This window comes from Campylobacter concisus, from assembly GCF_002092855.1.
Classification (GTDB): domain Bacteria; phylum Campylobacterota; class Campylobacteria; order Campylobacterales; family Campylobacteraceae; genus Campylobacter_A; species Campylobacter_A concisus_AI.
The window spans coordinates 1-5000 of record NZ_LVLC01000032.1 but is presented as its reverse complement, the minus strand read 5'-3'; the positions used below and the strand labels follow the sequence as shown (position 1 = coordinate 5000).

The window sequence follows — 5000 nt, the reverse complement described above, 5'->3', positions numbered from 1 at the left end:
ATGTCCCAGTTCGGATTGGAGTCTGCAACTCGACTCCATGAAGCCGGAATCGCTAGTAATCGTAGATCAGCCATGCTACGGTGAATACGTTCCCGGGTCTTGTACTCACCGCCCGTCACACCATGGGAGTTGATTTCACTCGAAGCCGGAATACTAAATTAGTTACCGTCCACAGTGGAATCAGCGACTGGGGTGAAGTCGTAACAAGGTAACCGTAGGAGAACCTGCGGTTGGATCACCTCCTTTCTAGAGTACATATAGATATTCTCTCACAAGATATCTATAAGAAAGATATTCTCAATCATCCTTGTTTAGTTTTGAAAGATTGATAGACCTATAGGGGCCTATAGCTCAGCTGGTTAGAGTGCACCCCTGATAAGGGTGAGGTCACAAGTTCAAGTCTTGTTAGGCCCACCAGAGAATTTAATTGGGGAATTAGCTCAGCTGGGAGAGCGCCTGCTTTGCACGCAGGAGGTCAGCGGTTCGATCCCGCTATTCTCCACCATAAAATAGTTTAACTATATTAAGTCTAATTAGAGAGCTTAAAAATTAAACTTTCTAATTAGACTTTTGTCTAAATGTTCTTTTAATTAATATTGTTAATAGTCACAAGCAAGTTTTAAAAACAATTTTACAGGACTTGTTAAAGATTTAAATTTCTATTCTCTTTGCATTTAATGCAAAAGTTTGACATCACAATCTATTTAGGATTTAAAACTTATCTAAATAGTAGTCAATGCTTTCCGTCTTGAGAGCTAGAATTTAAATACAGTAACATAAAGTTATCTTTAACAAGGAAGTGATGCGAATTAGAATAATCTAATATAGAAAAGGTAAGCTACAAAGAGCAAGTGGTGGATGCCTTGGCTAGTAGAGGCGATGAAAGACGTGCCAGGCTGCGATAAGTCTCGGGGAGCCGTCAAGGGGCTTTGATCCGGGAATTTCTGAATGGGGCAACCCAGTTAAGCGCGAGCTTAACTACCTAATATGGAGCGAACGAGGGGAATTGAAACATCTTAGTACCCTCAGGAAAAGAAATCAAAAGAGATTACGCTAGTAGCGGCGAGCGAACGCGTAAGAGGGCAAACCACTAGTTTACTAGTGGGGTTGTAGGACTGCAACATAGACTAAACTTAGCTAATAGAATAATCTGGAAAGATTAAGCATAGAGGGTGATACTCCCGTATATGAAAGCTTTGTTTTACTTAGCAGTATCCTGAGTAGGGCGGAACACGTGATATTCTGTCTGAAGCTGGGTAGACCACTATCCAACCCTAAATACTACTACTAGACCGATAGTGCACAAGTACCGTGAGGGAAAGGTGAAAAGAACTGAGGTGATCAGAGTGAAATAGAACCTGAAACCATTTGCTTACAATCATTCAGAGCCCTATGATTTATCAGGGTGATGGACTGCCTTTTGCATAATGAGCCTGCGAGTTGTGATGTCTGGCGAGGTTAAGGAAACCCGGAGCCGTAGCGAAAGCGAGTCTTAATAGGGCGTTTAGTCAGACGTTGCAGACCCGAAACGATGTGATCTATCCATGAGCAGGTTGAAACCGGTGTAAGAGCCGGTGGAGGACCGAACCCGCTAGCGTTGAAAAGCTATGGGATGACTTGTGGATAGGGGTGAAAGGCCAATCAAACATCGTGATAGCTGGTTCTCTCCGAAATATATTTAGGTATAGCGTCATGTAGTAACACTAGGGGGTAGAGCACTGAATGGGCTAGGGCATACACCAATGTACCAAACCCTATCAAACTCCGAATACCTAGTGTGTAATCATGGCAGTCAGGCGGCGAGTGATAAAATCCGTCGTCGAGAGGGGAACAACCCAGACTAACAGCTAAGGTCCCTAAATCTCATTTAAGTGGAAAACGATGTGGAGTTACTTAAACAACCAGGAGGTTGGCTTAGAAGCAGCCATCCTTTAAAGAAAGCGTAATAGCTCACTGGTCTAGTGATTCTGCGCGGAAAATATAACGGGGCTAAAATGAGTACCGAAGCTTTAGACTTAGTTTTACTAAGTGGTAGGAGAGCGTTGTATTTGCGTTGAAGGTATACCGGTAAGGAGTGCTGGAGCGAATACAAGTGAGCATGCAGGCATGAGTAGCGATAATTGGGGTGAGAATCCCCAACGCCGTAAACCCAAGGTTTCCTACGCGATGCTCGTCATCGTAGGGTTAGCCGGGTCCTAAGCAAAGTCCGAAAGGGGTATGCGATGGAAAATTGGTTAATATTCCAATGCCAACTATAATGTGCGATGGAAGGACGCTTAGAGTTAAGCAAGCTAGCGGATGGTAGTGCTAGTCGAAAGGTGTAGGTTAAGATCCAGGCAAATCCGGATCTTTTTAAGCCGAGACCCCACAGGCGTTTGAAGTTCTTCGGAATGGATAGCGAATTGCTGATACTGTCGAGCCAAGAAAAGTTTCTAAGTTTAGTTATAGTTGCCCGTACCGTAAACCGACACAGGTGGGTGGGATGAGTATTCTAAGGCGCGTGGAAGAACTCTCTTCAAGGAACTCTGCAAAATAGCACCGTATCTTCGGTATAAGGTGTGCCTAACTTTGTGAAGGATTTACTCCGTAAGCATTGAAGGTTACAACAAAGAGTCCCTCCCGACTGTTTACCAAAAACACAGCACTCTGCTAACTCGTAAGAGGATGTATAGGGTGTGACGCCTGCCCGGTGCTCGAAGGTTAATTGATGACGTTAGCTCTGCGAAGCGTTTGATCGAAGCCCGAGTAAACGGCGGCCGTAACTATAACGGTCCTAAGGTAGCGAAATTCCTTGTCGATTAAATATCGACCTGCATGAATGGCGTAACGAGATGGGAGCTGTCTCGAAGAGGGATCCAGTGAAATTGTAGTGGAGGTGAAAATTCCTCCTACCCGCGGCAAGACGGAAAGACCCCGTGGACCTTTACTACAGCTTGACACTGCTATTGGGATAAAAATGTGCAGGATAGGTGGGAGGCTTTGATCCATAGACGCCAGTTTATGGTGAGCCATTGTTGAGATACCACTCTTTTTTATTCTGATAGCTAACTAGCTTGAGTTATCCTCAAGTAGGACAATGTCTGGTGGGTAGTTTGACTGGGGCGGTCGCCTCCCAAAATGTAACGGAGGCTTACAAAGGTTGGCTCAGAACGGTTGGAAATCGTTCGTAGAGTATAAAGGCATAAGCCAGCTTAACTGCAAGACATACACGTCAAGCAGAGACGAAAGTCGGTCTTAGTGATCCGGTGGTTCTGTGTGGAAGGGCCATCGCTCAAAGGATAAAAGGTACCCCGGGGATAACAGGCTGATCTCCCCCAAGAGCTCACATCGACGGGGAGGTTTGGCACCTCGATGTCGGCTCATCGCATCCTGGGGCTGGAGCAGGTCCCAAGGGTATGGCTGTTCGCCATTTAAAGCGGTACGCGAGCTGGGTTCAGAACGTCGTGAGACAGTTCGGTCCCTATCTGCCGTGGGCGCAAGAAGATTGAGGAGAGTTGACCCTAGTACGAGAGGACCGGGTCGAACCAACCACTGGTGTACGAGTTGTTCTGCCAAGAGCACCGCTCGGTAGCTATGTTGGGATGTGATAACTGCTGAAAGCATCTAAGCAGGAAGCCAACTCCAAGATGAATCTTCTTTTAAGAGCTCATATAGACTATGTGTTTGATAGGCTGGGTGTGTAATGGATGAAAGTCCTTTAGCTGACCAGTACTAATAGCTCGTCTGCTTATCTTTTTATAAGCATCACTTCCTTGTTAAGGATAAAAACTTAATAAGATATGTTTTTGCAAAACTTTGTTTATGACTTTTAACTTTATCAAGTAGTGTTAAATAAGAGATTTATCTAATATATCTTTTATTTAACACTGCCCGTGACTATACAGACGAGGAAACGCCTTGCTCCATCTCGAACCAAGAAGCTAAGCTCGTCCTGGCTGATGATACTCTCCCTTACTGGGATGTTGGAAAAGTAGGTCGTTGCGGGCTTTGTTAATTTTTAATCTTCTTTATCTAAACAATCTTCTTTTAATATTTTTTTAATTTATAACAAAATATCAAATCTAAAATTTATTTATATTTTTAAATAATTAGACTTTTTATCTCTATGTTTATAAATATCTTTTAGTTTATGCCTTTATACAAGTGTTGACTAAAAACACCAAATATGATAGACTCCAAACCCAAATTTACCCAAAAAGGACAAAAATGAAAAAGATTATATTCTCACTATTAGCAGCAGCTTCTACATTACTAGCAGCCATAAATTTAAACACCGCCACAAAAGAAGAGTTAATGAGTTTAGATGGTATAGGTTCTTCAAAGGCAGATGCAATAATAGAGTATAGAAAAGCGAATAAATTTAACTCAATAGAAGATATAAAAAATGTAAATGGTATAGGCGATAAGACATTTGAAAATTTAAAATCAGATATATCAGTATCAGGCACTACAAAGATAGATGACACAAAATCTAAAATAAAATCTAAAAAAGATGAGATAAAAGAAAAAGCAAGTAAAAAGAGTGATGAAGTAAAAGAGAAAAAAGATAGTGCTAAAGATAGTGCAAAAGAAGTCAAAGATAAGAAAGAAAAGCTAAAAGATAAAGCAGAGAAAAAGAGTAAAGCTAAAAAAGAGAAGAGCAAAGAGTAATAAATCTAGAAATTTATAAAAATTCTTACATAAAGTATATAAAAATAGTTAGGAGCGCATAGCGTTCCTAATAAAAAATAGATTGGTTTTTATATATTTGCCTACTTTTTAAATTCTATAACTTAGTTTGTCAACTTTTTAAATTTTTATAGATTAATAAGTTCATCTAATAGATCTTGTAAAGTAATGCTTCTTAAACTATCCTCTAAAGCTTCTTGTGCTTTTAGGAAGTGGTTGGTTAAGAGGCCTTCGATCTTGCCGCCAAGCGGGCAGGCTTTAGGTGAGTCAGAGTGGATCTTGAAAAGTTTTTCTTTATCATTTACTGCGTTAAAAATTTGAAGGAGGGTTAG

Annotated in this window: 2 protein-coding genes, 2 tRNA genes and 3 rRNA genes (1 of these 7 running past the window's edge); 6 read left to right on the top strand and 1 reads right to left on the bottom strand. The window is 41.4% G+C overall.

The window, feature by feature from the left end:
• The 6 genes from A3223_RS09510 to A3223_RS10035 all read left to right on the top strand — a co-directional run.
• A 16S ribosomal RNA gene (locus A3223_RS09510) occupies positions 1-246 on the top strand (it extends 1265 nt beyond the left edge of the window).
• A gap of 94 nt (positions 247-340) precedes the next feature.
• Positions 341-417, top strand: a tRNA-Ile gene (locus A3223_RS09505).
• Between the two features lie 12 nt (positions 418-429).
• Positions 430-505: transfer RNA gene (locus tag A3223_RS09500), tRNA-Ala, on the top strand.
• A gap of 326 nt (positions 506-831) precedes the next feature.
• Positions 832-3735: ribosomal RNA gene (locus A3223_RS09495) — 23S ribosomal RNA — on the top strand.
• A 133-nt stretch (positions 3736-3868) separates the two neighbouring features.
• Positions 3869-3987 (top strand): 5S ribosomal RNA (gene rrf, locus A3223_RS09490).
• The 16S, 23S and 5S rRNA genes sit together here with 2 tRNA genes alongside, the layout of an rRNA operon.
• 219 nt (positions 3988-4206) lie before the next feature.
• Positions 4207-4650, top strand: coding sequence for a ComEA family DNA-binding protein (locus A3223_RS10035; protein ID WP_084110099.1), 444 nt, complete (start codon positions 4207-4209; stop codon positions 4648-4650).
• Between the two features lie 146 nt (positions 4651-4796).
• On the opposite strand, the gene A3223_RS09480 is transcribed toward A3223_RS10035, so the two are convergent.
• A partial coding sequence (locus tag A3223_RS09480) for an Rrf2 family transcriptional regulator (RefSeq protein WP_219336711.1) occupies positions 4797-5000 on the bottom strand: 204 nt, incomplete at its 5' end.